General features: G+C 70.7%; 26 protein-coding genes. 12 read left to right on the top strand and 14 right to left on the bottom strand.

Annotated elements, in window-relative coordinates; genetic code table 11:
- Positions 1 to 190: 190 nt before the first annotated feature.
- The 4 genes from ACFWM7_RS00285 to ACFWM7_RS00270 all read left to right on the top strand — a co-directional run bounded on the left by ACFWM7_RS00285 (position 191) and on the right by ACFWM7_RS00270 (position 4132).
- Entirely contained in the window at positions 191 to 829 is a 639-nt protein-coding gene (locus tag ACFWM7_RS00285; protein WP_383253278.1) for an HAD family hydrolase, read from the top strand.
- A gap of 45 nt (positions 830 to 874) precedes the next feature.
- Positions 875 to 2059 carry a helix-turn-helix domain-containing protein gene (locus ACFWM7_RS00280; RefSeq protein WP_383253276.1) on the top strand — a complete coding sequence of 395 codons (1185 nt, stop codon included), beginning with the start codon at positions 875 to 877 and terminating at the stop codon, positions 2057 to 2059.
- 817 nt (positions 2060 to 2876) lie between these two features.
- Positions 2877 to 3008 (top strand): hypothetical protein, encoded by a 132-nt coding sequence (locus ACFWM7_RS00275; protein WP_383253274.1) that lies wholly within the window; start codon positions 2877 to 2879, stop codon positions 3006 to 3008.
- Positions 3005 to 4132: a methyltransferase domain-containing protein gene (locus tag ACFWM7_RS00270; protein WP_383253271.1), complete on the top strand. Its 1128-nt coding sequence runs from the start codon at positions 3005 to 3007 to the stop codon at positions 4130 to 4132. Before ACFWM7_RS00275 ends, ACFWM7_RS00270 begins: the two co-directional genes overlap by 4 nt.
- A 164-nt stretch (positions 4133 to 4296) precedes the next feature.
- Here ACFWM7_RS00270 and ACFWM7_RS00265 read toward each other — a convergent pair whose 3' ends face one another.
- Together ACFWM7_RS00265 and ACFWM7_RS00260 are read right to left on the bottom strand one after the other, a co-directional pair.
- A complete protein-coding gene (locus ACFWM7_RS00265; RefSeq protein WP_383253268.1) occupies positions 4297 to 4608 on the bottom strand; it encodes a hypothetical protein in 312 nt (103 codons plus the stop codon).
- A gap of 187 nt (positions 4609 to 4795) precedes the next feature.
- Positions 4796 to 5485 carry a hypothetical protein gene (locus tag ACFWM7_RS00260; RefSeq protein ID WP_383253394.1) on the bottom strand — a complete coding sequence of 230 codons (690 nt, stop codon included), beginning with the start codon at positions 5483 to 5485 and terminating at the stop codon, positions 4796 to 4798.
- Positions 5486 to 5669: 184 nt separating this feature from the next.
- Between ACFWM7_RS00260 and ACFWM7_RS00255 the strand changes: the two genes are divergently transcribed.
- Complete coding sequence (locus tag ACFWM7_RS00255) at positions 5670 to 6197, top strand: DinB family protein (protein ID WP_383253392.1); 528 nt, start codon at positions 5670 to 5672, stop codon at positions 6195 to 6197.
- A 26-nt stretch (positions 6198 to 6223) separates the two neighbouring features.
- Here the strand turns inward: ACFWM7_RS00255 and ACFWM7_RS00250 are convergent, their stop codons facing one another.
- The 5 genes from ACFWM7_RS00250 to ACFWM7_RS00230 all read right to left on the bottom strand — a co-directional run bounded on the left by ACFWM7_RS00250 (position 6224) and on the right by ACFWM7_RS00230 (position 12387).
- Entirely contained in the window at positions 6224 to 6790 is a 567-nt protein-coding gene (locus ACFWM7_RS00250) for a DUF417 family protein (RefSeq protein ID WP_383253266.1), read from the bottom strand.
- Between the two features lie 764 nt (positions 6791 to 7554).
- The gene (locus ACFWM7_RS00245; RefSeq protein WP_383253263.1) at positions 7555 to 8982 is read right to left on the bottom strand and encodes a GH1 family beta-glucosidase; all 1428 of its coding nucleotides are present in this window, start codon (positions 8980 to 8982) and stop codon (positions 7555 to 7557) included.
- 64 nt (positions 8983 to 9046) lie between these two features.
- A complete protein-coding gene (locus tag ACFWM7_RS00240) occupies positions 9047 to 9961 on the bottom strand; it encodes a carbohydrate ABC transporter permease (RefSeq protein WP_097990513.1) in 915 nt (304 codons plus the stop codon).
- Positions 9958 to 10938: a carbohydrate ABC transporter permease gene (locus ACFWM7_RS00235; RefSeq protein WP_383253260.1), complete on the bottom strand. Its 981-nt coding sequence runs from the start codon at positions 10936 to 10938 to the stop codon at positions 9958 to 9960. Before ACFWM7_RS00235 ends, ACFWM7_RS00240 begins: the two co-directional genes overlap by 4 nt.
- A 144-nt stretch (positions 10939 to 11082) precedes the next feature.
- On the bottom strand, positions 11083 to 12387 hold the full coding sequence (locus ACFWM7_RS00230; protein WP_383253258.1) for an ABC transporter substrate-binding protein: 1305 nt from the start codon (positions 12385 to 12387) through the stop codon (positions 11083 to 11085).
- Positions 12388 to 12622: 235 nt separating this feature from the next.
- On the opposite strand from ACFWM7_RS00230, the gene ACFWM7_RS00225 reads away from it, so the two are divergent.
- Positions 12623 to 15454 carry a glycosyl hydrolase gene (locus ACFWM7_RS00225; RefSeq protein ID WP_383253390.1) on the top strand — a complete coding sequence of 944 codons (2832 nt, stop codon included), beginning with the start codon at positions 12623 to 12625 and terminating at the stop codon, positions 15452 to 15454.
- Between the two features lie 143 nt (positions 15455 to 15597).
- Here ACFWM7_RS00225 and ACFWM7_RS00220 read toward each other — a convergent pair whose 3' ends face one another.
- Complete coding sequence (locus tag ACFWM7_RS00220; RefSeq protein ID WP_383253256.1) at positions 15598 to 16641, bottom strand: LacI family DNA-binding transcriptional regulator; 1044 nt, start codon at positions 16639 to 16641, stop codon at positions 15598 to 15600.
- Between the two features lie 212 nt (positions 16642 to 16853).
- On the opposite strand from ACFWM7_RS00220, the gene ACFWM7_RS00215 reads away from it, so the two are divergent.
- From ACFWM7_RS00215 to ACFWM7_RS00205, 3 genes are all read left to right on the top strand, one after another.
- Positions 16854 to 17096: a hypothetical protein gene (locus ACFWM7_RS00215; RefSeq protein WP_383253254.1), complete on the top strand. Its 243-nt coding sequence runs from the start codon at positions 16854 to 16856 to the stop codon at positions 17094 to 17096.
- Positions 17086 to 17322 (top strand): hypothetical protein, encoded by a 237-nt coding sequence (locus ACFWM7_RS00210; RefSeq protein ID WP_383253252.1) that lies wholly within the window; start codon positions 17086 to 17088, stop codon positions 17320 to 17322. The genes ACFWM7_RS00215 and ACFWM7_RS00210 overlap by 11 nt, the downstream gene beginning before the upstream one ends.
- A gap of 79 nt (positions 17323 to 17401) precedes the next feature.
- Positions 17402 to 18040, top strand: a complete 639-nt coding sequence (locus ACFWM7_RS00205) for a hypothetical protein (RefSeq protein ID WP_383253251.1) — start codon at positions 17402 to 17404, stop codon at positions 18038 to 18040.
- Between the two features lie 106 nt (positions 18041 to 18146).
- Here the strand turns inward: ACFWM7_RS00205 and ACFWM7_RS00200 are convergent, their stop codons facing one another.
- Complete coding sequence (locus ACFWM7_RS00200; protein WP_383253249.1) at positions 18147 to 18500, bottom strand: PRC-barrel domain-containing protein; 354 nt, start codon at positions 18498 to 18500, stop codon at positions 18147 to 18149.
- Between the two features lie 334 nt (positions 18501 to 18834).
- Here ACFWM7_RS00200 and ACFWM7_RS00195 point away from each other — a divergent pair, with 334 nt between their 5' ends.
- The gene (locus ACFWM7_RS00195; RefSeq protein ID WP_383253247.1) at positions 18835 to 19446 is read left to right on the top strand and encodes a Uma2 family endonuclease; all 612 of its coding nucleotides are present in this window, start codon (positions 18835 to 18837) and stop codon (positions 19444 to 19446) included.
- Between the two features lie 12 nt (positions 19447 to 19458).
- On the opposite strand, the gene ACFWM7_RS00190 is transcribed toward ACFWM7_RS00195, so the two are convergent.
- From ACFWM7_RS00190 to ACFWM7_RS00175, 4 genes are all read right to left on the bottom strand, one after another.
- Positions 19459 to 20079, bottom strand: coding sequence for an NADPH-dependent F420 reductase (locus ACFWM7_RS00190; protein ID WP_383253245.1), 621 nt, complete (start codon positions 20077 to 20079; stop codon positions 19459 to 19461).
- Between the two features lie 162 nt (positions 20080 to 20241).
- Positions 20242 to 21813, bottom strand: coding sequence for a PTS transporter subunit EIIC (locus ACFWM7_RS00185; protein ID WP_383253243.1), 1572 nt, complete (start codon positions 21811 to 21813; stop codon positions 20242 to 20244).
- A gap of 53 nt (positions 21814 to 21866) precedes the next feature.
- Complete coding sequence (gene murQ / locus ACFWM7_RS00180; protein ID WP_383253241.1) at positions 21867 to 22838, bottom strand: N-acetylmuramic acid 6-phosphate etherase; 972 nt, start codon at positions 22836 to 22838, stop codon at positions 21867 to 21869.
- Between the two features lie 104 nt (positions 22839 to 22942).
- Positions 22943 to 23860, bottom strand: coding sequence for a MurR/RpiR family transcriptional regulator (locus ACFWM7_RS00175; protein ID WP_030593557.1), 918 nt, complete (start codon positions 23858 to 23860; stop codon positions 22943 to 22945).
- Positions 23861 to 23998: 138 nt separating this feature from the next.
- Here ACFWM7_RS00175 and ACFWM7_RS00170 point away from each other — a divergent pair, with 138 nt between their 5' ends.
- Together ACFWM7_RS00170 and ACFWM7_RS00165 are read left to right on the top strand one after the other, a co-directional pair.
- Positions 23999 to 24370 (top strand): hypothetical protein, encoded by a 372-nt coding sequence (locus tag ACFWM7_RS00170; RefSeq protein WP_191047596.1) that lies wholly within the window; start codon positions 23999 to 24001, stop codon positions 24368 to 24370.
- Positions 24367 to 24639 carry a DUF4031 domain-containing protein gene (locus ACFWM7_RS00165; protein ID WP_383253238.1) on the top strand — a complete coding sequence of 91 codons (273 nt, stop codon included), beginning with the start codon at positions 24367 to 24369 and terminating at the stop codon, positions 24637 to 24639. Before ACFWM7_RS00170 ends, ACFWM7_RS00165 begins: the two co-directional genes overlap by 4 nt.
- 63 nt (positions 24640 to 24702) lie before the next feature.
- On the opposite strand, the gene ACFWM7_RS00160 is transcribed toward ACFWM7_RS00165, so the two are convergent.
- Positions 24703 to 25350 carry an HAD family acid phosphatase gene (locus tag ACFWM7_RS00160; protein WP_383253236.1) on the bottom strand — a complete coding sequence of 216 codons (648 nt, stop codon included), beginning with the start codon at positions 25348 to 25350 and terminating at the stop codon, positions 24703 to 24705.
- Positions 25351 to 25481: the final 131 nt, after the last annotated feature.

Below are 25481 nucleotides of genomic sequence, written 5' to 3'. Positions count from 1 at the left end.
TCACGCCTCGGCGAGGCGGATCGCATACCGGATGCCTTCAGGCGTTGCGCGCCGTCAAACTTCCTCGCTCACCAGCACCCTCCGTAAGCTACCGGTCGACCCGGTGACCTGTGTCCCCTTGATTCCCACTGAGTTCAGTCTCTGGCCGGGAAGATGGCGCGACGGTCGTCATCGACCCTAGGCTCGATGTGTGAAGACGTTCGTGTTCGACATCGGTGAGACTCTCGTCCGCGACGACCGCTACTGGGGGTCCTGGGCCGACTGGCTCGGCACGCCCCGACACACGCTGTCCGCTCTTGTCGGTGCCGTGACAGCCCAGGGGCTCGACAACTCCGAAGCGCTGAAGCTAGTGAAGCCGGGTATCGACATTCGGGCCGAGTACGTCGCCCGTGAGGCAGCCGGACGTGGTGAGTACCTTGATGAGAGCGACCTGTACGAAGACGTCCGGCCCGCACTCGCGGAGCTTCGCCGACTCGGGATGCGCGTCGTGATCGCAGGTAACCAGACCGTGCGCGCCGGCGAGTTGCTCCGGGCGCTCGACCTGCCCGCCGATCTCGTCGCGACATCCGAGGAGTGGGGTTGCGCCAAGCCCTCGGGGGAGTTCTTCGCGAAAGTTTTGGATGCGTCCGGTGCCCCCGCGCGGGAAACCGTGTATGTCGGCGATCACCCTGCGAACGACACGTTCCCTGCCGTCAGGGCCGGACTGCGTACTGCGCACATTCGCCGGGGGCCCTGGGGACACCTCTGGGGCGGCGACGATCACGTTCGCGTGACTGCCGATTGGGTGGTCCAGTCGCTTACGGAACTCACCGATATCGCAGGGAACTAGAGGGAATCAGCTTCCTTAGAGTCATCCCCCGCGTACGGTCAGTGGGTGTCCTCCGACAGTCCGCAGGAGATCGGCAGACGGATCGCCGCATGCCGTCGTGCACGCCGGTACACCCAGACCGCACTTGCGGCGGCCTCCCACGTGTCCTACGCCATGGTTCGGGCCATTGAGCGAGGCGCCCGTCGGCCCAGCGATGAGGTGCTCGAAGCGATCGCGGATGCCCTGGAGGTGGATGTCGCGCGTCTGCGCGCCGATCACGTGGGCACGGAGAGGCGTGTCCATCGGGCGCTGCCGGCCCTGTCGGAAGCGATCGCCGGGTACGACCTTGCGCTTGGGCCGCCGACACGTAGACCGGAAGAAGTGGCCGATGAGATCACCAAGGCGGAGGGCTGGCGTCTCGCGGCCCAGTACGGCCGGATCGCCACCGTCATCCCTGGGTTGCTGACCGATGCGATTCGGTACGTCCACACAGCGCCTGGGGCCGAACACCAGAATGCCGCGCGGATGCTGGCCTCTGCTGCTCGAACCGCAGATGCAGTCGCCTTCAAGCACGGGGCACACGACCTCTCCGCGCGGCTCATCGACCTGATGCGTTGGGCAGCCGATCGAGCAGACGACCCCCTCGTCCAGGCGACCGCCTCGTACGTTCGCGCCGAGACGTTCTTCGCGGCTCGCGCCCATGCAGCCGGTCTGGTAGCTCTGGAGCGGGCCATCGACGCGGCCCCGCCACCGGACGGGCGCACGCAGGCAGCCGCTCGCGGCGCACTTCACATGCGGGCCGCAGTGCTCGCGAGTCGTGCCCGTAACGCTGCCGCGGCCGATATCCACCTGGTTCACGCGCGGCAGTTGAGCGAACAAGTCGGCCGGGAAGGCTGTTACCTGGGCACGGCTTTCGGGGCCGAAAGTGTCCGTATCCACGAAGTGTCCGTCGCGGTCAGCCTTGGACCTGACCACGCAGACCGGGCCCTCCGCGCTGCTGCCGCATGGACACCGGGCATCGGTCTGTCGGCCGAGCGCCGCAGCGGGTTCTACATTGAACTTGCCAGGGCACAGGATTGGGCAGGCCGCCCTGTAGAGGCGTTTACCAGCCTCAGGATGGCGCGTGCCGCGGCCCCCCAGCACACCCGCGAGCACCCGTGGACACGCGAGGTCGCCCGGAACCTGCGCCGCTTCCATCGCTCTGACGCCGAGAGTCTGACGCACTTCGCCCACTGGGTCGGAGCCGTCTGAACCGTGCGCGCCGCTACACGCCGTAGCAGTTACGTGTCGTCCTGACATCCATGCTCTACCCGTCCGCGCCAGACAGGTAGTTGAGGAGACCCGGATGACCAATCCTGTGCCCGTGGGAAAACTACGCATCGCCCGGCCGCATGCCGGGGCAAGTCACACGAGGAACAGCCGGCGCGGGAGCGGCGACGCCACGTACAGGATGTGGCTCGGGCATACCCAGTTCTGCGCGGTCTGTCGTGCGGGGGTTTGCTGTCCGACGGCTGTGGGTTTGGGTCGTGCTTGGCGGGAGGCGCGGCGCGGATGAGGTGTTTCGTGGACGGGGAGGCGCACGACCTTTCGGTCCAGGACGAGACGGGGATCCACTGCGTCGATCGTGGGGTGACGTTGTTGTGGCGGGGTGATCCGGTCACCGCCGCCGAGGAGGCCGGAAGGCCGGTCGTTGCCGTGGACGCCTTGTCGGCGGGATCGGATGGTCCGTGCAGTCTTGTCTGCCGGAGTGCCCTGGTGACGGACCTGGCCGAGGTGCATGCCCTGTGCCGGCTGCCGGGGTGTACCTGCCCGTGTCACGTCGTGGCGACCGCGCTCCAGGATGCCGGATGAGCGTCGCCTTGTCGGTGACGGATGTCCGTATGTGTGAGGCGTGTTGGCGTGTGCCGGTGACCGCCGTGCGGCTCACGTCCTTTGGGCGGGATCTGTTGTGTCGGGCGTGTGCGGAGGGTGGTTGTCCGCGCCGGGTTGATCTGTTCCCGCCGTACGGAATTTACCGGCTTCACTGCCCGGTGAATCAGTCAGTTGCTTCGAGCACAGGAGATGGATGATGACGATCAACTTCGTGCAGGTTGAGGCTGGTAAGCATGGTGGGCCGCCGTCGGACAAGCCGTGGACGCCGCCGCAGGAGCCGAAGCCGTCGCCGGACGGCAGCCGCCCCCAGTTCATCCCGCAGTCGTGAGCGGGACACCGCAGGCACCGACGTACCCGGATCTGGTGCGGGGTCTCGCTGATCGCGGGTTGCTCACGGGTCGTTGGCGGCGGGTGTTCGAGGCTGTTCCGCGCAGCCGGTTCGTCCCGTCCGCTGTCTGGCGGCAGTTGCCGGACCGGTGTGAGCCGGTGGTGGGGACGGATGCCTGGCTGGCGTTGGTGAACAGTGATGAGCCGGTCGTCACGCAGCTCGACGACGGGGCCGAGGGCGGGCCGGGCATCGCGACGTCGTCGAACTCGATGCCCTCGATGGTGGCCCGGATGCTCGGGCTCCTCGACGTCCGGGACGGGATGCGGGTGCTGGAGATCGGCACTGGCACGGGGTACGTCGCCGCGTTGCTCTGCGAGCGGCTCGGTGATGATCTGGTCCACAGCGTGGAGCTGGATCCGGCCGTGGCCCGGCAGGCCGCCGAAGCTCTCGCCCAGGCGGGGTATCGGCCGCAGTTGCGGGTCGGGGACGGCGAACAGCCCTGGCCCGGCCTCGGCCTGGTCGACCGCCTGATCGCCACCTGCGCGTTGCGGTACGTCCCGCACACGCTGCTGCGGCAGGTCCGGCCCGGCGACATCATCGTGGCCCCGCTGGCCCGGGAGTTCTGGTCCGGGGCCTTGGTTCAGCTTCGGGTTCAGGACGACGGAACTGCCGTGGGCCCGTTCTGTGGCGGGGCGACGTACATGCCGATGCGCGCCCACCGCGTCCCCGATCTCCACGAGGTTGGGGGAAAGGGGCGGGCCCGGGCGGCCGGCCTGGACCCCGCCCGGCTCCTGGATCTCGGGTTCGCCCTGTTCGCGGGGGCGCGGCTGCCCGGTGTCCGGCTCATCCACCAGGACACCGACGAGGGTGTTCAGGTGTGGGTGACTCGTGAGAACGGGAGTGCGGCGACGGCTGTTACCGGGGAGGAGGTGTGGCAGTACGGGCCCGGGTTTCTGTGGGAGGAGATCGAGCAGACCTGGTGGGAGTACGAGGCGGTGGGGCGGCCCGGTCCCGGGCAGTTCGGGCTGACCGTCACCGACCGGGGCCAGCACGTCTGGCTCCGGGACCAGCGCGAAGTCATCCGGCCAGGCAGGGGGCAGCTTCCGCTGAAGGCGTGGAGCTAAGAATCCCCGCACGCGCGGAGACCGGCTTTGTCCACGAGATCGCGCAGAACATGGTTATGGCCACAGGCTCTGGCGGACGCGGCTGACAGCAGCGCTCGACCCCGCATCCTGAAGTCGGTCGGCGACCTGCGCGAGTCCGCTGTGGTCCGAGCCTTTGCCCGGATTCAGGTACCCGGCGCGATCGACGCAACAGTGACTCGGGCTGACCAGGAGCCGGGATCCCGAGGCGGATCCCAGGTCACGTCGACGTCTGCTGCGTGGAGGTCGCGTGCCAGGCTCACCACCATGGCGGCCACGGCGGCCCGCGCCTCGGCCGGGGTGGCGTCGGCCGGCACGTCGGCAAGGCGTCCGCAGAGCGTTCCGCCTTCCTCCGTGAGGATGCTGTGGCGCCAGCCCTCCGGTGTCGCCAGCAGGACGATGCCTTTCGGGATGCCGAAAGGAGGTTGTCTCTTTCGCGCGCGCTCTCGTCCCATCACGAAGCCATCGAACCTCGTCGGCTTCTTGGCGGTTCGCGTGGGTGGGCCGTACCTCGCCTCGGTGGGGGTTCCCCCACGTGCGGGAGAGGCCCGCCGGGCGCCTTCGTCGTGCGGCGCACCCGGGCCTTCTCGCATCGTCGGCGCGGTGGTGCGGAGTGCGCCGGTCCTACGGTGACGGGGCGGGCGGTCAGATGACGCGCGGGATGACCTCGTCGCGCTTGGTCGACCAGTTCGTGACGATCGGCTTGTCCACCGTGGGGGCGTCGGGCAGCTCGACCTGGGCCGGGTTCGGGTCGTCCTCGGAGGTGGCGATGATGACGCTCTCGAACTTCTTGCCGCCGTCGCCCTCGGTGGTCTTGGCGTCGATCCCGGCGTACGCGACCGAGGAGCCGGAGAGCTTGATCGGGTCCTCGCCGCCCTGGCCGACGGGCGAGGCCACGCCGTCTGCGCCCGAACCGAAGGAGACGCTCGGGGTGTTGACGTCCAGGTAGCAGGTGATGCCGGACTTGGCCTTGGCGGTGACGAGGTAGTGGCTGATCGGCTGGGCTTCCCAGGTGACCGTGAAGTCCAGGTCGTTGGTGCCGCAGGACTGGCCGTAGCCGCTCTTGTCGCCGCCGGTGGATTCTCCCTTGTCACCGGACGTGGAGCCGCCGCTCTTGGAGCTTCCGGCCGACGCGCTCTCACTGGCGGAGGCGTTGTCGCCCGACGGAGTCTCGCTCTTGCCGTCACCGGTGGAGGAAGCGGAAGCGGAGGGGGCTGCGGGGGCACCGTTCTCCGCGGGGTCCTCGGGGCCGCAGGCCGTGGTCGCGGCGAGGGCTGTCACGACGGCGGCGGCCAGGACGAGACGGGCGGAACGGGTGGCGAGACGCGAGCGCATCATGAACTCCAACGGCGGTCGACTGCGGTGCTCCGTGCTGACATCGACGACGTTAGGGGCGGCTCCATCCTGAAATGATCCTGCGCATGTCCAGGTTCTGTTTCAGCGAATCCGTTCCATGAAAGCGGTGTTGAACTGCGCCGGATTTTCAGCGGATTACGTGACCGAATGCGAGGATCGAAGGATGAGCAATCCCCGCTGCGAGCTGCTGCGCTGGCAGTTCGACATGACCTGGTCACTGTTCGACTACCACCTGGAGCGGCTCGGGGCCGATGACTTCCTGTGGGAACCTGCTGATCTGTCGTGGACCGTGCGTCCGGATCCCGCCGGAAACTGGCTGCCGGACTGGGCCGAGACCGAGCCCGACCCCGTCCCTGTTCCCACCATCGGCTGGGTGAGCTGGCATATCGGCTGGTGGTGGAGTACCGCCATCGCTCACCTACGAGGCCGGACGCCCCGGGAGCGTACCGACGTCACGTGGCCGGGCAACGGGCCGGCGGCTGTCGCCTGGCTTCAGGATCTGCGTACCCAGTGGCTGGCTGTCCTCGACGAACTCACCGACGTCGATCTTGACGCCGTCTCCACGCTGCCGTGGCAGACCTCGCCGGACAACACCATCGGACACGCGGCCGCCTGGCTGAACGCCGAGCTGATGAAGAACGTCGCCGAGATCGGTCAACTGCGCCTGCTTCGGGCGGCGTCGAATCCGTAGGTCGCCTGTTCCGCCGGCTGTGCCGGTCACCGTCCTCGTGACCCGCGGCGGGCCCCGTGACTCCACTCGTTCGCGGCCACGACCAGGCACACCGCCACCAGGACCACGTTCTTGACGACGTACTGCCCCTCCATCGTCGGGGCCGGCGAGTGGGGTTGCCACATCGCGTCGGGGAGGAGGAAGAGGGTCGAGAACACGCCTCCCATATGCAGGAAGAACGCGACGAGCGCGGGGCGCAGCAGGCGGCGGCCGACGATCAGGCCGATGCCGATGGCTGTTTCGAGCGCCGCGAGGGAGAGCAGCAGCACTGTCTCCGGTACGAGGCCCAGGGTCATCTTCGTGGCCGCGTCGATGGCCACCTGCTCGGCGGGGCTGGCCGAGGGGAACAGCTTCAGCATGCCGAAGCCGACGAAGACGATGCCGACCGTCGCCCTCAGCAGGGTGAGGGCGTGGGTGTCGACCAGCTCGGCGAGTCGGAGAGGGAACCGGGAGCCGGGAGGGCGGGCAGCTTGCTCCAACTGGGGCTCTGCCAGTGAGGATTCAGGACTTTCATCGGTCGGGGACAGGCTCGGTTCTACGGTGTGGCTGCTCATGTGCGGTCTCCCGTGATGTCTGTGGGGGTGGGAAAACGTGCATGGGTGGACCCGCGCGGCTCGTCGGGCACCTGGGGCGATGGGGGGAATCCGTTGATCGTGCGGGGCGGTGCGCGCCTGGAGGTGGGGGCGGGAAGCGAGGCTGGGGCCGGTGCGTGATCGACGGGGCCGGCCGCCCTCGCTGCTTGGTCTAGACCATACGGACGAGGGTTGGGCGGTCGTCAAGGGGCGTGTCTCGCGGCACCTGTCGCGTGGGGTGCATTCGCGCCATGTTGCTTCGGGGAGTGAAAGCGGTTGCCCGCACGGTCGCCGTACGGGGGCGGTGTGTGCCCTTCCGCGGAGTCCGGCAGGCATCAACCTCGGTTCACCGGGGCGGGACGGGCTCTCGGTCACCCGGGGGCCCTGTTGCTCATCGCTGCCGCCAACCGCTCGCCTCCCGCGCATCCCCGATCTTCCATCCGGCCGAAAGCCGCCCAGCCGCATCCGGGAGGAATCGGGCGTCAGGCGTCCGGTTGAATCCTGGAGAATCAGCGGTCGCGCACGCCGAAGGGCCCCCGGGCGCGCACGCCGAAGGGCCCCCGGGCGCGCACGCCGAAGGACCCCCGGGCGCGCACCCCGAAGGGCCCCCGGGCGCCCAAGCCGAAGTGCCCTGGGGTGCTCATGCCGAATGGCCCCGGGACGCGCCCGCCGAAGGGCCCCGGGTCGCGCACGCCGAAGGGCCCCGAGGCGCACGCACCCGGGGGCCCTTCAGTGAACGAGGGGGATCAGCTCCGCTCCAGCCCGCCCCGCCCGATGACCCCCGCGTACCACCGCGCGCTGTCCTTCACCGTCCGCCGCTGCGACGCGAAGTCCACGTGCACGATGCCGAACCGCTTGCTGTAGCCGTACGCCCACTCGAAGTTGTCCAGCAGCGACCACAGGAAGTAGCCGCGTACGTCCACCCCGTCCGCGATCGCCCGGTGCACCGCCGTCAGGTGCCCGTCCAGGTACGCCACCCGCTCCGGGTCGTGGACCTCGCCCTCCGGGTCCGCGTAGTCCTCGTACGCCGCTCCGTTCTCCGTCACCAGCAGCGGCAGGGACGGGAGTTCGTCGCGCAGGCGGGTCAGCAGTTCGTACAGGCCGTTCGCGTCCACCGGCCAGTCCATCGCCGTGCGCGGGCCCTCCGCCGGGGTGAACGCCACGTGCTGTTCCGCGCCCGCCCACGGGGACGGGGACTCCGACGTACCCGCCGAAACCACACTGGGGGAGTAGTAGTTGATGCCCAGCGAGTCGATCGGGGTCGACGTGACCTCCAGGTCGCCGTCCTTCACGAACGACCAGTCCGTCACCGCCGCCGTGTCCGCCACCAGGTCCTCCGGCAGCCTCCCGTGGAACACCGGGTCCAGGAAGATCCGGTTCGCCACCGCGTCGATCCGGCGCACGGCGTCCCGGTCCGCCGCCGTGTCGGTCAGGGGGCGCAGGGCGTGGAGGTTCAGGGTGAGCGAGATCTCGGCCGTCTCCGGGAGGCGGTCCCGCAGGACCCTCGCGCCCGCCCCGTGCGCCAGGTTCAGGTGGTGGGCCGCGCGCAGGGCCGCCAGGTCGCTCGTACGGCCCGGGGCGTGGACCCCGTTCCCGTACCCGAGGAACGCCGCGCACCAGGGCTCGTTCAGCGTCGTCCACGTCGACACCCGGTCGCCCAGCGCCCCCGCCACCAGGCCCGCGTACTCCGCGAACCGATGCGCCGTGTCCCGCTCCGGCCAGCCGCCCGTGTCCTCCAGCTCCTGCGGCAGGTCCCAGTGGTAGAGCGTCGCCACCGGTCTGATGCCGGCCGCCAGCAGCTCGTCCACCAGACGGCGGTAGAAGTCGAGGCCCCGCTCCACCGCCGGGCCCCGGCCGGTCGGCTGGACCCGGGGCCAGGAGACGGAGAACCGGTAGTCCGTGACGCCGAGTTCCTTCATCAGGCGTACGTCGTCCGGCATCCGGTGCAGGTGGTCGGCGGCGATGTCACCGGTGTCGCCGTTGCGCACCTTCCCGGGCGTCCGGCTGAACGTGTCCCAGATGGACGGCGTACGGCCGTCCTCGGCGGCCCCGCCCTCGATCTGGTACGCGGCGGTGGCCGTGCCCCACCGGAAGGCGGTGGGGAAACGGAGCACCGTACCGGTCTCGGGGAGGGTGCCTGCGGCGGTCGCCGGGCGGGCATCGACAGCGGTCATGAGACTGACACTCCAGGAAGTGAGGGGGGAGGGGACGGGTGGCCCAGCGGTGGGGCTCAGGGCGTCAGCCCTTCACCGCGCCCTGCATGATGCCGCCGACGATCTGCCGGCCCAGCAGGCCGAAGACCAGCAGTACCGGCAGCGTGCCGAGCAGCGTGCCGGCCATGATCACCGACTGGTCGTTGACGTAACCGCCGCCCAGCTGGCGCAGCGCGACCTGCACGGTCGGCTCCTGCGAGGAGAGCGCGATGATCGGCCAGAAGAAGTCGTTCCACGCCGTCATGAACGTGAGCATCCCGAGCACCGCCATCCCCGGCCGCGCGATCGGGATCACGATCGACCAGAAGATGCGCGCGGTGGACGCGCCGTCGACCCGGGCCGCCTCGATCAGCTCGTCCGGCAGCGACTGCACCAGGTACTGGCGCATGAAGAAGACACCGAAGGCGGAGACCAGGCCGGGCAGGATGACCGCCTGGAGCTGGTTCACCCACTGGAGCTCGGCGATCAGCATGAACAGCGGGATCACGCCGAGCTGCGGCGGGATCATCATCGTCCCGATCGTCAGCGTCAGCAGCGCGTTGCGGCCCTTGAACTTCAGCTTGGCGAAGGCGAATCCGGCCAGCGTGCAGCACAGGACCGTGCCGATCGTGATCGAACCCGACACGATCAGCGAGTTCAGCAGCGCCTTGCCGATGTCCGCCTCTTCGAGGACCTGCTCGAAGTTCTTGATCAGGTTCGGGCCCGGCAGCAGGCTCGGCGGGACCTTCGCCATGTCGGCGTTGGACCGGCTGGCCGCGACGATCGTCCAGTAGAACGGGAACGCCGAGATGAGGAGGGCGAAGCCGAGGATGAGGTAGGAGAGCCAGCCGCCCTTCATCGTGCGGCCCGCGCCTCCCTTGCCGATGCGCCGGCCCGACGGCGGGGTCTGCGGCGGATCGCCCTTCTCGGGGGCGGTCGGCGGTGCGGCGAGCGCGGTCATCGGCCGGCCTCCTTAGCGGCGCGGCGGCGCACGAGCAGGGCGTTGACCCCGACGAGCACCACGATCAGGACGAACATCACCCAGGCGATAGCCGCGGCCCGGCCCAGGTGGAAGAAGCCCCAGCCCTGCTCGTACATGTACAGGCCGAGGGTCTGGTACTGGTGCGAGATACCGCCCGAGATCGATCCCTCGAACAGCAGCGGTTCACCGAAGAGCTGCGTCGCGCCGATCGTCGAGATGATCACCGTGAAGACGATCGTGGGGCGCAGGCCGGGCAGGGTCACGTGGATGAACTGGCGCCAGCGCGACGCCCCGTCCATCTCCGCCGCCTCGTACAGCTCGTGCGGGATCGACTGCATGCCCGCCAGGTAGATCAGCGCGTTGTAGCCGGTCCAGCGCCAGACGACGATCGACGACACCGCGATCTGCGAGGCCACCGTGCCGGTCTGCCAGTCCACCGGGTCGAAGCCGACCAGCCCGATCACGTAGTTGATCAGCCCGAAGTCCTTGCCGAAGAGCTGCGCGAAGACCAGCGTCGCGGCGGCGACGGACGTCGCGTACGGGAGCAGGATCGCGGTGCGGATGAAGGTGCGGCCGCGCAGCTTGTAGTTGAGCAGGTGCGCGAGGCCGAGTGCCATCGCGAGCTGCGGGACCGTGGACAGCACGCCGATCGTGAACGTGTTGCGCAGCGAGGTCCAGAAGAACTCGTCGGTGAACAGCGCCGTGTAGTTGGCGATGCCTCGCCACTCCATCTCGCCGCTCGTCTGCAGCTCGACCCGGTAGAGCGAGACGAACGCGGTGTAGAGGAGCGGGAAGAGGCCGAAGGCCAGGAAGAGCGTGAAGAAGGGGGCGATGTAGGCGTACGGGGAGGCCTTGCGCCAGGTGCGCCGGAGCGCGGCGGCCCGGCCGTCGTCGGGGCCGGGCCCGGTTCCGGCGGGGCTGGGGGGCCCGGCCTTCGCGGTGGCGGTGAGGGACACGGTGCGGCCCTTCGGGATCGGGGGGCGGGCTGGTTACGGAGAGGGCGGAGCGGCGTACGGGGGCGGGGCCGGGCCACCGTGGTGTGCACCGGTGGCCCGGCCCCGGGGAGGGCGGGGAGGAACGGAACGGTACGGACCGGCGGGTCAGCCGATCACGTTGTCCACGCCCTTCTTCGCCGTCCCCCACGCCTTGTCCGACGACACGCCCTTGCGCTCGACCTCGCTCAGCGCGTTCGTGATCTGCTGCATCACGTTCTGGTCGTGCACACCCAGCACCTGGACCGGGGACTCCTTCGCCGCGTCACCGAAGATCTGGCCGATCGGCGCACCCGAGAAGTAGTCGTCCTTGGCGTCCGCGATCGTCTCGATGGCGCCGGTCGAGGACGGGAAGTTGCCCAGCTTCCGGAAGACCTTGGCCTGCTGCTCGGGGGCGGTCAGCCACTCGATCAGCTCGTACGCCTCCTCCTTGTGCTTGGCCGCACGCGGGATGGAGAGGTAGGAGCCGCCCCAGTTGCCCGCACCACCGGGCAGCTTGGCGATGTCCCACTTGCCCTTGCCCGCGTCGCCGGCCTGGCCCTTGACGTAGCCGAGCATCCAGGCCGGGCACGGGATCGTGGCGAACGAACCGGCCGAGAACGCCTGGTTCCACTGCGGGGACCACTGGTCGAGCTTGGCGCTCAGGCCCGCCTCGGCAGCCTCCACGGAGGTGTCCCAGGCCTCCTTGACCGCCGGGTTCTTGTCGTAGATCAGCTCGCCGGAGGCGTCGTAATAGCGCTCCTTCTCCTGGCCGATCATGATCCCGTAGAGCGAGCCGACGCTGTCCAGCCAGGCGCTCTTGGCGGGGGCCTTCTTCTTGTACTCCTTGCCCAGCTCCAGGTAGCCGTCCCACGTGGCCCACTTCTTGGCGAGCTCCTCGCGGTCCGTGGGCAGCCCGGCCTCCTTGAAGAGGTCCGTGCGGTAGCACATCGCCTCCGGGCCGACGTCCGTACCGAGACCCAGGATCTTGCCGTCCTTGGTGGTCGCCGCCGACCACTTGGCCTCGGCGAACTCGCCCTTGAGCTTGTCGGCCCCGAACTCCTTCAGATCCTGGAACTTGTCGGACTGCTGCTGGGTGACCGACGCGATCCGGCCCACCTCGACGCCCTGCACGTCCGCCAGACCGCCGCCGCCCGCGAGCCGGGTCTGGAGCGACTTCCAGTAGTCCGCCTCGTCCTGGGTGTCGCTCTGCTTGATCGTGATGTTCGGGTTGAGCTTCTGGTACTCCTCGTACAGGCCGGCCTCCTTGAAGCCGAAGGACCCGAAGAGGTCGACGTTGAGCGTGACCTTTCCGCCCGCGCTGTCGGACGAGTCCGACGAGTCACCGGATCCACAGGCGGCGAGGAGGGCCCCGGCGAGGACGACCGCGCCGAGGCGGGCGGTGGCTCTCTTGGCGGCTCGGGCGATGGGCATGGGAAGCCTCCCTTGGCTTCGGGATGAACCGAGCGCCTTGAGAGCGCTCTCAAAACCTGCGTCTGGAGCGTCTCCCACCACCTCCGCCCCGTCAAGACTCGAACGCATAACAGCTTGGGGTTACATCGGACGTCCGCCCAACTGCCGTCTGTGTGCGTTCTCTTGACACTCACGTTTCAGGAGTTTTACGTTCCTTGGCACTTGAGAGCGCTCTCGAATGCGCTCTTCGCCCCCCATGATCGAGGTGCTGCTCGTGCTGACCTCCCTCTCCGGACTCGTTTCCCGAGTCACCCCCAGACCCGCGGCCGCGACGCTCCTCGCGATCGCCGTGGCCGCTGTGGGCCTGGGCCCCGCCGCTTCCCCCGCTGCCGCCGCCACCATCCCCGCCGGCGCCGGCAGCTACACCGACGCGCGCCCGGCCGGCACCCAGGGGCCGACCACCAACACCGGCGCGCCCGTCACCCCGAAGCTCACCACCGCCGCCCGGGACAAGCCGGTCCCGACGAACGACTGGTGGTCCTCGCTCGCCTTCCAGCGCTACGGCGACAACCCGTACAGCACCCCCATGTACGGTCACCCGCTCACGTACCAGGCCAAGGCCTCCGGCCTGGAGGTCGGCTATCCGACCACGCCCGCGATCGTCGGCGACGGCCGCCAGTACGAGTACGCCCACAAGGCCGACCTCACCGTCGGGCTCTCCGGCCTGAACTCACCCGACACCAAGGCCGACGCCTGGTCCGACTGGACAGTCACGCCCTACTGGGCAGACGGCTCCCGCACCTTCCGGGCCACCATCGGCCACGGCATGCCCTTCGTGTACGCCAAGGGCTCCGGCGGCGACGCCCGGATCACGACCGCCTCCGCGCCCACCGTCTTCTCCGACCAGGGAAACGTCCTCGGCATCACCGTCGCCGGGCACCACTACGCGCTCTTCGCCCCGACCGGCAGCGACTGGAACGTCTCCGGTTCCACGATCACCGCCGGGCTCGGCTCCAAGGACTACTTCTCGCTGGCCGTGCTGCCCTCCACGGACGCGCTCGCCACCTACCGCAAGTACGCCTTCAGCTTCGTCACCGGCTCGCAGGTGGCCTGGCAGACCACCGGCGGCAACGTGCGGGCGACCTACAGCCTGACCACCGAGGCCAAGGAGGGCACCGAGCGCGGCACGCTCCAGGCCCTCTACCGCCACCAGTGGCTGCACACCTCCGACGCGCTGACCCCGTACACGTACGTCTCGCCGCGCGGCACGATGAAGGTGCGCGAGTCAGCCACCTTCACCACCAGCCAGAAGAACAACGGCGTCGTGCCCGCGCTGCCCGCCTCCAGCGGCGTCGACAAGGCCCGGCTGACCGGCTATCTCAACGAGGTCGCGAACGCCTCCGACCCCTTCTCCGGGGCCTCGGACACCTACTGGACCGGCAAGGCGCTCGGCCGCCTCGCCCAGCTGGTGCCCGTCGCCGACCAGATCGGCCAGACCGCCACCCGCGACAAGCTCCTCGGCCTGATGAAGGGCCGGCTCCAGGAGTGGTTCACGGCGGGCGGGGCCAGTGAGTTCAGCTACGACAAGGACTGGAAGACCCTCACCGGCTACCCGGCCTCGTACGGCAGCGACACCGAGCTCAACGACCACCACTTCCACTACAGCTACTACGTCTACGCGGCGGCGATCATCGCCCAGTACGACCAGGCCTGGGCGGCCGACTCGGCCTGGGGCACGATGATCAAGCACCTCATCCGTGACACCGCCAACGCCAGCCGCACCGACTCCGCCTACCCCTTCCTGCGCGGCTTCGACGTCTACGCGGGCCACAGCTGGGCCTCCGGCCACCAGGGCTTCGCGGCGGGCAACAACCAGGAGTCCTCCTCGGAGTCCATCAACCTCAGCGCCGCCCTGGTGCTCTTCGGCTCGGCCATGGGCGACAACTCCCTCCGCGACCTCGGCAGCTACCTGCTGACGACCGAGTCCGAGGCGATCACCCAATACTGGTTCGACGCCGACCAGCAGGTCTTCCCCGGCTCCTTCGGCCATGACACGGTCGGCATGGTCTGGGGCAGCGGTGGCGCGTACTCCACCTGGTGGACCGCCAACCCGGAGGAGATCCACGGCATCAACGTCCTTCCGGTGACCGGCGGTTCGCTGCACCTGGCCCGTGAGAAGGCCGCCATCAAGCGGAACATCGCCGAGATGGAGCGCGAGAACGGCGGGCCCGCCCAGGAGTGGCGCGACCTGCTCTGGGAGTTCGAGTCGCTCTCCGACCCGGCGGCCGCGAAGGCCAAGTGGGACGGGGTGAACGGGAATTACGAGCCGGAGCAGGGTGAGTCCAAGGCGCACACCTACCACTGGATCAACACCCTCGCGGCGGTGGGCGCCCCCGACATGACGGTCAGCGGCGACATCCCCACCTCCGCCGTGTTCTCCAAGAACGGGACGCGCACCTACACCGCGCACAACCACGGCTCCAGCGCCCGTACGGTGACCTTCTCCGACGGCAAGACCCTGTCCGTGCCCGCCCGTTCGACGGCCACGAGCACCGGCCCCGGCGGCACCGACCCCGACCCCGACCCGGAGGAGCCCGGGGAGCCGGGCACCGGGAACACCTTCCGCCTCAAGACCGGCGGCGTCCTCACCACCGCCACCACCGATCCGGCGGGCGCGGACACCATCGCCTCGGCCGACGGCGTCAACCGGGACGGCACCCCGTACCGCCCGACCGTCTACGAGGTGAAGAAGGTCAACGGCAAGGTATCCGCCGGGGCCGCCACCGCGTTCCGCCTCCGGGTGGACGCGGGCACCAAGGTCGGGCTCGCCCCGCAGGTCCGGGTCAGCTACGACCTGACCGGCGACGGCACGTTCGACCGGGCCGAGACCTTCCGCTACTTCGCGACCGACCCGGTGAACGGGTGGGAGGAGTACACGCAGGCGGCGGGCGTCAAGGCGGCCACCGGCAGCCTGGGCGAGCTGAAGAACGGCACGGTCCGGCTGGAGATCTGGAACGCGCTCGGCAGCGGCACGTCCCAGGTGCAGACCGGTACGGACGCGGCGGTGCTGCGGATCCCGTACGTGTAGGTCCTGTGCGGGGCGACATCCCGTACGCGTAGAACGCTGATGTACGGGCACGATCGGTGCGGCGGGTCTCCGGCTCCTCAGGGCGGCGGCCCGCCGTACTCATGCCCGGAGCCGGTCGGCTTCTCGGGCCGCGTCCCCGCCCCTCAGGCCGAGGCGCGGCGCACCAGGGTGGTCGGGGTGATCACCGACTCCGGGACCTCGCCGCTGCCCGTACGCTCCCGGTCCAGGGCGCGCAGCAGCAGCCGGGCCATCAGCCGCCCCTGCCCCTCGATCTCCTGGCCGACGGTCGTCAGCGGCGGATCGGTCTCCGAGGCCACCGAGTCCATGTCGTCGAACCCCACCAGCGCCACCTGCTCCGGCACGGGTATCCCCCGCTCGCGCAGGACCCGCAGCGCGCCCGAGGCCATCAGGTCGTTGGCGACGAACACCGCGTCCAGGTCGGGCCGCCGCTCCAGCAGCTCGGCCATCGCCCGCGCCCCGCTCTCCACGGTGAACGCCCCGTCGGCGACGAGCGTCGGGTCCACGTCCAGCAGCACGTCCCGGTAGCCGTCCAGCCGGTCCATCGCCGAGGTCTGGTCGGCGGGGCCACCGATGTGCGCGATGCGCTGCCGCCCGAGGTCCTTCAGATACTGCACGGCCAGCCGCGCCCCGCCCCGGTTGTCCGCGTCGACGTACGGAACGGCCTGGTCACCCGGGTCGGCGGTCCAGCTGGGGCGGCCGCCGTAGACCGCCGGGATGCCCGCCCGCCGGGTGATCGCGGGCACCGGGTCGTCGGTGTGCAGCGAGAACGCGAGCGCCCCGTCGACGTGCCCGCCGGACAGATAGCGGGCGATCCGGTCGAAGTCCCCGGGGCCCTCCACCAGCAGCAGGACGAGCTGGGTGTCGTGGGCGGTGAGCTCCTTGCTGATACCCCGGATCTGCTGGGAGAAGAAGGGGTCCGAGAAGAACCGGGTCTCCGGCTCGGCTATGACGACGGCCACCGCGCCGGTGCGCCGCGTGACGAGGGTCCGCGCCGCGTGGTTCGGGATGTACCCCAGCTCGTCGACGGCCTTGAGCACCTTGTCCACGAGCGGCTTGCGGACGCCGTCGCCCCCGTTGACCACCCGCGAGGCGGTGGCCCGCGACACCCCCGCGCGGGCCGCGACGGCTTCCAGGGTGGGCCGGGATCCGGGGGACTGCTCGGTCAAGGCGGTCGCTCCTTGTCGACGGGGCGGCGATACGCGGGCCGCCGGCTCGTCTACAGCCTAGCGCCGGGCACCGACAGTGCTGAGAGCGCTCCCAGAGGAGGTTCCGGGGGCCTGGCGGGTGGTGGAGCCCCGGTAGGCGCCTCTTCCGGGTCAACTGCGCGTTGAACACGCTGGGTATGCATGCCCATCACGCAGAGTGGAAGGTGTGTGGCATGGAAGCGATGGAGCGGCGCAAGGCGGCGGCGGAGCGGGTACGGACGGCGGAGGACGCCGTGGAGCAGCTGAGGGAAGGGCTCGCCGAGTTCGGGGTGAAGCTGCCGTCCCTGCGGATCGACCCGGTCTCGTGCGCGGGCGACGAACCGGCGCCCCTGGTCGATCTGGGCCGCTGCAACATCGACACCGCGTTGCGGCTGTGCGAGGTGCTGGCGGAGAAGGAGAGCGGTCATGACGGGTGAGGGATGTGTGCCGGGTGCGCCCGAGGAGGGCGCGTTCGCCGTGGACGCGCGGGACGGGCGGGTGGGCCGGGTGACGGGCCGGTCGGGGCCGGACGTGCGGCTGCGGCCGCCCGGCGGCGGGCCGGAGTGGGACTGCCCGCCGGAGGCGGTGCGGCCGGCGTCGCCGGGCGTGGTGCTGCGGGCCCGGGTGACGGAGATCAACAGGGAGGGGCAGCTGCCGCGTTGAGGCCGGCAGGGGTGCGGACGGGCGGCGCGACCGGCTGCCCCCCGCTCGCCGGGCGGGGTGCGGTCGCTACGCTGCCCCGATGACCGGTGACGAGGGAGTGCGGGCGGCGCGCCGTCTGGCGGAGCTGGGCGTGTGCGAGCTGCGGCCCGGCCTGAGCGACGCGGAGTTCGACCGGATCGAGGCGGCGTACGGCATCGTCTTCGCCGACGACCACCGGGGCTTCCTGGCGGCCGGGCTGCCGGTGGGCCGGGCGGCCCCGCCGGAGGAGGGCGAGTCTCCGCGGAACCCGTGGAACGACTGGCGGGACGGCGACCCGGCCCTGATCCGGGAGCGGTTGGCGTGGCCGGTGGAGGGACTGCTGTTCTCGGTGGAGAGGGGCTGGTGGCTCCCCGGCGGCCGCTGGGGGCCGCGCCCGGCGGACCCGGCGGAGGCCGTCGCGGTGGCGCGGGCCGCACTCGCCTCCGTACCGAAGCTGATCCCGCTCTACTCGCACCGGTACCTGGCGGCGCGGGGCGCGGGGGTCGGGACAGGGACAAGTGTGAGCGGGACGGCGTACGGGAGGCCCGTGCTCTCCGTCGTCGGGGCCGACACCATCCACTACGGGCGGGACCTGGCGGAGTGGGTGGAGCAGGAGTTCGGGGACCGGGATCCGGGGGAGGGGTGGCCGGAGCCGGCGGCCGGTGACCGGGTGCCGTTCTGGTCGGACCTGGTGGTCTGAGGGCCGCCGTCCATACGCCCGCCCACCCGTGCGCCCGCACGTGGGGCGGCGGGGCCGGCCCCTCCTCGGGGTCGGGCCCGCCGCCGTCGAGGGGGCGCGCACCGCGTCACATGACGCGGTAGGCCATGTAGTGCGCGCTCAGTTGCTCGTGGTAGGTCGGGTCCTCGGTCTGCTGGTGGCGGTCGAACTCCGGGGAGTCCTTGACCTGTTCCTTGGTGAGGTCGACGTAGACCTTCCGGTCCTCGGCGTCGATGCGCTTCACCGTGCCCGCGGGCAGCAGGACGTGCTTGCCGAAGATCCAGACTCCGGTGTCGACGAGCAGATAGGCCGAACCCACCTCCTCGGAGTGCTTGTCGACCTTTCCGATACTGCCGTCGGTCGCCTCGACCGCATATCCGGTCAGGTCGGCGCCCGCGGTGTGACCGCTCGCCGGCTGGTAGCCCCAGAGGGAGTCGCTCATGTGTGGCTCCTTTCGCGAAGGTCGCCTGGCTCGTTCGCGCGACGGTTCATCGATACGTCCGGGATATCTCTGCTGACCGTCGTGTGCCCCTCGGCGGTCGGCCCACACCTCCCCGAGCGGGCGCCGAGGGTGCGGGCTGTCCACTGTCTGTCCTGGGCCAGTATGACCGGCGGGCCGGTTCTCATTCCTGGGGCTGGGTCGTGGGTACCGGGCGGTAAGGGCGTGCTGCCTGTGCGCGACCACTCGTTCGCGGGACGCTGTGAGGGAACGGCCGGCGGCCGTGAAACCCCCGATCTAGCCTGCTCCGGCAAGGCCACGGAAGAAGGGATCCGCGATGACCGCAGCGTTTGTCGAGAACGGCCAGGCATCGGATGGGCGCGCGTGGGGCTACCTGCTTCAGACATGGCGTGAGCTGGACGTGCCCGAGGGGTGGCGCGCCGAGATCGACGAGGGGCAGATCGTTTTGGTACCGCCGCGGCACGCACACCACAACGGGATCGCTGCCCGGGTTCAGCGCAGGCTCTACGCGACGCTGCCCGAGGATCTGGAGATCTACCAGACGCTCGGCATCCACATCGCGCCGCTCGGCAAGCTGTACGTCCCCGATCTGGTCGTCATGCCCACCGAGCTGATCGCCGCCGCCGATCCCGGGACCAGCGACCCGATGGACGCCTCAAAGGCGCTGCTCGTCGTCGAGATCACCTCGCGCGGCAATGCCCGGGAGGACCGCACCAAGAAGTACCGCGCGTATGCCCGGGCCGGCGTTCCGATGTATCTGTTGATCGACCGGTTCGACACCCGGGGGCTGATGGTGACGCTGTTCACCGAACCGAACGAGGACGGCACCTACAAGCACACGGACGCGGTGCCGTTCGGCAAGCCGCTGACCGTGCCGTCCCCGTTCGACGTACAGCTGCTGACGGAGGAGTTCCCCGGCCCTGCCTGAGGGGTGGAGGGGCTACGGCCGGGTGACCACCTTGATGTTGAAGGTGTGGGAGTTCACCCCGCCCGCGATCCCCATGAACAGGAACGCGAAGTGCTCCTGGCCGCGGGCGGTCGTGATGCCGCCGATGTCGAGCTGGGAGGAGGCCGGCCAGCCGAGGTCCGTGAGCAGCCGGCCTGTGGTGGCCTTGGCCTCGGGGTCGTCGCCGGAGAGGAACACCGTGCCGGGCTCGGTGAGGTCGCCCGGGGCGGTCATGGTGGTCGAGTCCATCGTGCAGAGCGTCTTGACGACGGGCGTCAGGGGGAACGCCTCCTGGATCAGTTCGCCGAGGCTGCTGTTGGGGTGGGTGAGGGCGCTGAAGTCGTCGGAGAGGCCGACCCCGACGTCGATCAGCAGGGTGCCGGCCAGCGCCGGGGCCCCGATCGAGCGGAGCAGGTCCACGGAGACGCCGCCGGGCGTCGCGTTGACCAGGACCTCCGCGTGCGCGGCCGTCTCGTCGAGGCCCGCGACGGGGAGGCCGAGGCCGGTCCGCTCCCCGGGGTGGCGCGATCCGAGGAGCACGTCGTGCCCTGCGGCGCGCCAGCCGTGGGCCAGGGCGCGGGCGACATTTCCGGTGCCGAGCAGTCCGATTCGCATGGAGACGACGCTAGGCGGCGGGGTGCCCGGGGCGGATCGGTCGGTGGTCCTGTGCGGGCCGTACCTACGGCGTAGTCCGCAGGGCGGGCGCCGGTGCGCGGCGTCAGTGGTGGTCCCGTCAGTGGCGGTGTACGCGGACGTTCGCCGGCTGTTACCTCGTGGTCAGACGCCCGCCGGGGCCTTGGCCGGGGAACCCGGGTCGGTGCCGCCGGAGTCCGGGCTGCCCTTGGCAGGGGGCGCGGTCGCCGGGGTCGTGCCGCCCGTCGCCGCGATGGTGGACGGGGCCGGTTCCTGGGAGACGTTGAACTCGGCCAGCAGGTCCTTGCCGAAGCCGAAGAAGTACGTGGCCAGGAAGCCGGCGACGTAGCCCACCAGCAGGCCGCCCGCGTAGATCGCGATCGTCGAGCCCAGGCCGTGGTTGCCGTCCAGGAGCGGGAACAGGGCCCAGCCGGACGGGCCGATGGCCGTCGAGCCGACCGTGTCGCCGAGCTGGTTGAACAGGCCGACGAAGCCGCCGCCGAACGCCCCGCCGACGCACGCCGTGATGAACGGGCGGCCGAGGGGGAGGGAGACGCCGTAGATCAGGGGTTCGCCGACGCCCAGCAGGCCCGCCGGGAGCGCCGACTTGATGGTGCGGCGGATCGACTCGTTGCGGGGGAGGCGGAAGTAGACCGCCATCGCCGCGCCCACCTGGCCCGCCCCAGCCATCGCCAGGATCGGGAGCAGGACCGTGTAGCCCTGCTGCTCGATGAGCGTGGTGTGGATGGGGATCAGCGCCTGGTGCAGGCCCAGCATGACGAGGGGGAGGAACAGGCCGCCGAGCACGAAGCCCGCGCCCGCGCCGCCGTTGGAGAGCAGCCAGTCGGCGAACGTGCCGATCGCGGAGGAGATCTCCCCGGCCACGTACATCAGGCCGAAGATCGTCACCAGGCCGGAGATCAGCACCGTCAGGGTCGGCGTGACCAGCACGTCCAGCGCCTCCGGCACCCACCGGCGGCACCACTTCTCGACGTACACGGCGAGGACCGCCGCGCCCAGCGCGCCGAGCACACCGCCCTGGCCGGGCGAGAGCGTCTGGCCGAAGGCGTCGATGTTCGCGACGCCCGGGAAGACGATGATCGCCGCCACCGCACCGCCCAGGATCGGCGTACCGCCGAACTCCTTCGCCGTGTTGTAGCCCACGAACACCGCGATCAGCGCCATGAAGCCCGACGCCATCGCCGCCAGCGCGGGCGTCACGGACGGCAGCCACTCCAGGTTCACCAGCAGACCGTTGAGGCCCGCGATGATCCCGCAGCCGATGAGCGCCGGGATCAGCGGCACGAAGATGTTGGCGATCTTCCGCAGGAACAGCTTGAACGGGGTGGCGTTCTTCGCCTTCTGCTGTGCCTTGATCGCCGCGCCCTGTGCCGCCAGTTCATCGGCCGAGACGGCGGGGGCGTCACCCGGCGTCGGTTCCGGGGCGGCCGCGCGGCCCTCCTCGACCAGCTGCTCGAACTCCGGGCTGACCCGGGCGACCGTGCCCGGACCCAGCACGATCTGGTACGTGTCGTCCTCGACGACGCCCATTACGGCGGGCAGGGCCTTCAGCGCCTCGTCGTCGACGAGGCTCCGGTCGTGCAGCCCGAGGCGGAGTCGGGTCATGCAGTGGGCGATGGAGGCGACGTTCGCCCCGCCGCCGACGAGCGGCAGGATCGCGGCGGCGGTGGCGCGGTTCTTGTCTTCTGTGGCCATGGTGCTCGGTGCCTTGCTGTGCGGGGGGTGGGGTCGGGGTACCCGGGGGTGGGTCAGGTGGTGCGTACGGCCGCGAGGGCGGCGCGCAGGTGGCCGTCGGACTCGGTCAGGAGCCGGGCGGCGGTGGGGCCGTCGACCTGGCCGAGGACGACCAGGATCGCGTTCTTGACCTCGCCGTCGGTGGCGGTGAGGGCGGCCTCGATCGCGGCGTCGGACGCGCCGGTAGCCAGGGAGACGATGTGCCGGGAGCGGGCGCGCAGCTTCTCGTTGGAAGCGCGCACGTCGACCATGAGATTCCCGTACGTCTTGCCGAGCCGGATCATCGTGATCGTCGAGATCATGTTGAGGACCAGCTTCTGCGCCGTGCCCGCCTTCAGCCGGGTCGAGCCGGTGAGCAGCTCGGGGCCGACGACGACCTCCAGGCCGTGTTCGGCGGCGGTGCCGAGCGCGGAGCCGGCGTTGCAGGAGAGCCCGATGGTCAGGGCGCCCTGCGCGCGGGCGTGCTCGACCGCGCCGATCGCGTACGGCGTGCGGCCGGAGGCGGAGATCCCGACCACGGTGTCGTCGGCGCTCAGCTTCAGCGCGTCCAGGTCGGCGGCGGCCAGCTCCTTGCTGTCCTCCGCGCCCTCGACGGCGGTGACCATGGCGGACGGGCCGCCCGCGATCAGGCCGACGACCTCGGCCGGGTCGGTGTTGAAGGTGGGCGGGCACTCGCTGGCGTCCAGCACCCCGAGGCGGCCCGCCGTGCCCGCGCCCGCGTAGATCAGCCGGCCGCCGCGGGCCATGCGCTCGGCGGTGGCGTCGATGGCGGCGGCGATCTGCGGCAGCCGCTCGGCGACGGCGGCCGGGACGGTGGCGTCCTCGCCGTTCATGATCCGGGCGATCTCCTGCGTGGCCAGCCGGTCGATCTCGGCCAGCTCGGGGCGGAACGCCTCGGTGGTGAGAGTGGCCAGCTGGGCGCGGAGCTCGCCGTAGGTAACGGCGGAGCCAGGGGTGTCGGGGTTGGCGTCGGTGGTGGAGGTCATGGGGTGCGGCTCAGCTTTCTCGGTTTTCTCGGGGTGCTCGGTCTCGTACGCGTACGGGTGGTGCGGGGCCCGTTCCGGAGGGTCGGCCGGGTGCCCGGGGCGGGTCAGCGGGTGCGCGGGGTGTGGCGGTGGGCGAGGGCCTCGTAGGAGGCGGCCAGGGCGGGCGCGGCGGTCTCGTACGTCCGCTGTGCGACGCCTATGAACAGGCAGTCCACGACGAGCAGCTGGCTGGTCCGGCTCGACATCGCGGCGGGGCGCAGCTCGCTCTCGCGCGCCGTGGACGTGGTCAGTACATGGTCCGCGTACTGCGACACGGGCCCGTCGGGCCGCCCGGTGATCGCGATCGTCGTCGCCCCGCGGTCGAAGGCGACCCGCAGCGGCTCGATCACGTCGCCCGTGGAGCCGGAGTGCGTGATCGCGATGGCCACGTCGCCGCTGCGCAGCTGCACGGCGTTGGTCACCGCGAGGTGCGGGTCCATGTGGGCGTGGGCGATCAGCCCGATCCGGAGCAGCTTCTGCGCCAGGTCCTGGCCGACGAGGGAGGACGCCCCGACGCCGTAGACGTCGATGCGGCGGGCGGTCGACGCGGCGGCGACGGCGGCCCCCAGCTGTACGGTGTCGAGCCCGGCGGCGGTGTCGGCGAGGGTCTGCTGCTCGTCGTAGGCGAGCTTGGCGACCACGTCGGCGATCGGGTCGTCCACCGCGATGTCGGCGGTGACGGCGGGGGCCCGGCCGGACTCCTGGTGCGCGGCGAGGCCGGCCAGCGCGAGGCGCAGGTCCCGGTAGCCGGGGTAGCCAAGGAGGCGCGCGGTGCGGACGACGGTGGCTTCACTGGTGCCGGTGCGCTCGGCGAGACCGGTGACGGTGAGGGCGGCGCAGCCGGCCGGGTCGCCCGCCACGGCTTCGGCGACCAGCTGCATCGAGCGGGTCATGGAGGGAGCGAGGGTCCGGACCTTGGCGGCGAGGGCCGCGGGGGCGGGCGGAGAGTCGCTGCTGAAAATTTCCTTCACGTCACTGGTCACGTCTGAAAGATATTTTCAACCCCGAGGTCCGTCAACCCCTCTTTGGTCCCTACCTCTGGCAGACCTGTGGCGGCCTCTGGCAGACCTCTGGCAGACCTCTGGCGGGGCCCTTTCCGCCCCGGGCGCACAATGGGGGGCATGGAGTTGAACCCCCTGGAGCAGGCCCTGCACACCGCCCGCGCGCTCGTCATGGCCGACCTGGCGGCGGCCGACGTCGCCGAGGCGGACATCGTCTCGCTGGTCGAGGACGCGGTGACGCACCGGCGCTGGTGGGTGGAGCAGTGGCCCGAGGGTGCGGAGTTCGTGGCCGGTCTGGTCGCCCAGGACGTGCAGGACGCGCTGCTGGAACGGTACGGGCGGTGGCCGCTGTGCCCCGCGTGCTCGCCGGAGGACGAGCCGCACGCCCTGGACGTCGAGCCGGAACTCGGGCCCGACCCGCACTGGGTCTGCACCAAGGCGGCCGTGGCGGTGGCGCCGGTGGGGGCGCTGGGCGAGGTGCTGCGGCGGTGACGCTCTACATCGACCCGCCCACCTGGCCCGGACACGGCCGCCTCTGGTCGCACCTGGTCAGCGATGTCTCGTTCGAGGAGCTGCACGCCTTCGCCGCCGCGATCGGCTGCCCGCCGCGCGCCTTCGAGCGCGACCACTACGACGTACCACAGGCGCACTACGCGGACGCCGTGCGGGCCGGGGCGCGGGAGATCGGCTCGAAGGAGCTGGTCCGGCGGCTCACGGCCGCGGGGCTCCGCAGGCCGAAGGGGCGGCCGGCGCCGGGGTAGCCCACCCCGGCGGCCCGCCGCCCCGTCTGCTGAAAGGCTCGCTGTCGGCTCGCTGCCGACTCGCTAGGAAAGCTGGCCGTCGTAGTCCGGGAGCTTGAAGCCGCGCTCGGCGTGGCCGCCGACCATGTCGGTGGTGTTGTTCCCGATGTTGGCGATGATCTTGTAGCCCTTCGCCTCGATCTCCGCCCGCTGCTCGGTCTTGTACGCGCTGACCTCCTCGAAGAGGTCCGGCAGGCTGCGTACGTGGAGTCCGTCGACCGGGTAGCCGGCCTTCTTCAGGTTCCAGTCCGTGAGCGAGTGGATGATGCCCGGCCGTGCGGTGACGAAGAAGACGGCCGCGCCGCGCGAGTCGGCGTAGCGGGCCAGTTCGCGGACATCCGCGACGGCGGGCGTGGGCAGCGCCCAGAACGGGTGGAAGTGCGTCTCCAGCGCGGTGTTGTCGATGTCGAGGACGATCGCCTGCTTCTCGCTCCCGGCGCTCCCCGTCCGGGCCTCGATCCAGGGCCGCGCCTCGGCGACGACCGCCGCGACGTCCCGCCGCCAGGCGGCGTAGTCGACGTCCGCGGCACGGGCGGTGGCGGTCGTCGCGGGGGCGGTGCGGGCCGGGGTCGTCATCTCCGTCGCTCCGGCCGAAGTGACGGGGATCGCGACGAGGGCGAGCGTCGCGGTCAGCGTCGCGGCGGTGCGCTGGACGGTGGCGCCTGCATGCATGAGGACTCCTGGGTGGGAAACCTGCCGATGGCCCGTGCGTCGGTCGGACGACGGGTTGTCATGCTCGCGCTCAATGATGAAGGGCGGGTGGCCGTCTCGCTACTGGTCGGTAGCGACTTTTCGGCTGCTGT

This window comes from Streptomyces sp. NPDC058375, from assembly GCF_042723425.1.
GTDB classification, from domain to species: Bacteria; Actinomycetota; Actinomycetes; order Streptomycetales; family Streptomycetaceae; genus Streptomyces; species Streptomyces durocortorensis.
This window is presented reverse-complemented; position numbering and strand designations above follow the sequence as displayed.

Coding starts and splice junctions, on each gene's coding strand:
- ACFWM7_RS00275 (WP_383253274.1), top strand. CDS start 2,877: ATGACGATCAACTTCGTGCAGGTTGAGGCTGGTAAGCATGGTGGGCCG.
- ACFWM7_RS00255 (WP_383253392.1), top strand. CDS start 5,670: ATGAGCAATCCCCGCTGCGAGCTGCTGCGCTGGCAGTTCGACATGACC.
- ACFWM7_RS00260 (WP_383253394.1), bottom strand. CDS start 5,485: ATGCGCTCGCGTCTCGCCACCCGTTCCGCCCGTCTCGTCCTGGCCGCC.
- ACFWM7_RS00240 (WP_097990513.1), bottom strand. CDS start 9,961: ATGACCGCGCTCGCCGCACCGCCGACCGCCCCCGAGAAGGGCGATCCG.
- ACFWM7_RS00225 (WP_383253390.1), top strand. CDS start 12,623: ATGATCGAGGTGCTGCTCGTGCTGACCTCCCTCTCCGGACTCGTTTCC.
- ACFWM7_RS00245 (WP_383253263.1), bottom strand. CDS start 8,982: ATGACCGCTGTCGATGCCCGCCCGGCGACCGCCGCAGGCACCCTCCCC.
- ACFWM7_RS00170 (WP_191047596.1), top strand. CDS start 23,999: ATGGAGTTGAACCCCCTGGAGCAGGCCCTGCACACCGCCCGCGCGCTC.
- ACFWM7_RS00190 (WP_383253245.1), bottom strand. CDS start 20,079: ATGCGAATCGGACTGCTCGGCACCGGAAATGTCGCCCGCGCCCTGGCC.
- ACFWM7_RS00250 (WP_383253266.1), bottom strand. CDS start 6,790: ATGAGCAGCCACACCGTAGAACCGAGCCTGTCCCCGACCGATGAAAGT.
- ACFWM7_RS00185 (WP_383253243.1), bottom strand. CDS start 21,813: ATGGCCACAGAAGACAAGAACCGCGCCACCGCCGCCGCGATCCTGCCG.
- ACFWM7_RS00205 (WP_383253251.1), top strand. CDS start 17,402: ATGACCGGTGACGAGGGAGTGCGGGCGGCGCGCCGTCTGGCGGAGCTG.
- ACFWM7_RS00200 (WP_383253249.1), bottom strand. CDS start 18,500: ATGAGCGACTCCCTCTGGGGCTACCAGCCGGCGAGCGGTCACACCGCG.
- murQ (WP_383253241.1), bottom strand. CDS start 22,838: ATGACCTCCACCACCGACGCCAACCCCGACACCCCTGGCTCCGCCGTT.
- ACFWM7_RS00215 (WP_383253254.1), top strand. CDS start 16,854: ATGGAAGCGATGGAGCGGCGCAAGGCGGCGGCGGAGCGGGTACGGACG.
- ACFWM7_RS00210 (WP_383253252.1), top strand. CDS start 17,086: ATGACGGGTGAGGGATGTGTGCCGGGTGCGCCCGAGGAGGGCGCGTTC.
- ACFWM7_RS00160 (WP_383253236.1), bottom strand. CDS start 25,350: ATGCATGCAGGCGCCACCGTCCAGCGCACCGCCGCGACGCTGACCGCG.
- ACFWM7_RS00230 (WP_383253258.1), bottom strand. CDS start 12,387: ATGCCCATCGCCCGAGCCGCCAAGAGAGCCACCGCCCGCCTCGGCGCG.
- ACFWM7_RS00195 (WP_383253247.1), top strand. CDS start 18,835: ATGACCGCAGCGTTTGTCGAGAACGGCCAGGCATCGGATGGGCGCGCG.